Raw genomic sequence first — 684 nt, 5'->3', positions numbered from 1 at the left:
GGTGGTGCCGCCGGCATTGGTCGTCAGCGACGCCAGCGCCGTCGTCCCGCCGACCGCACCGCCGAACACCGTCGCGCCCGCGCTGTTCACGGTCAGCCCGAAAGCGCCGTCGAGGGTCGTCGCGAAGCCGATCGCGCTGCCGTTCAGCGCCGTCGCCGCGCCCAGCGTCACGACGTCGTTGTAGCTCTGCGCGCCGCTGGTGGTGACCAGCCCGCCATTGATCGCGGTGGTCCCGCCAGCATTGGTCGTCAGCGACGCCAGCGCGGTCGTCCCACCGACCGCGCCCCCGAACACCGTCGCACCCGCACTGTTCACGGTCAGCCCGAAAGCACCGTCGAGCGTTGTCGCGAAGCCGACCGCGCTGCCGTTCAGGGTCGTCGCGGCGCCGAGCGTCACGACGTCGTTGTAGCTCTGCGCGCCGCTGGTGGTGACCAGCCCGCCATTGATCGCGGTGGTCCCGCCGGCATTGGTCGTCAGCGACGCCAGCGCGGTGGTCCCGCCGACCGCACCGCCGAACACCGTCGCGCCAGCGCTGTTGACGGTCAGCCCGAAAGCACCGTCGAGCGTCGTCGCGAAGCCGACATTGCTGCCGTTGAGGCTGGTCGCCGCGCCGAGCGTCACGACGTCGTTGTAGCTCTGCGCGCCGCTGGTGGTGACCAGCCCGCCATTGATCGCGGTGGTCCC

General features: G+C 71.5%; 1 protein-coding gene. It reads right to left on the bottom strand.

Annotated features, from left to right (window positions below):
* The coding region (locus AC1RM6_RS13525) for a hypothetical protein (RefSeq protein WP_493101990.1) at nucleotides 1–684 on the bottom strand (684 nt) is incomplete at both ends.

This window comes from Rhizorhabdus sp. GW822-FHT03C02, from assembly GCF_058801765.1.
The sequence above is the reverse complement of the archived record's forward strand: the minus strand, read 5'-3'. Positions and strand labels throughout refer to the sequence as shown.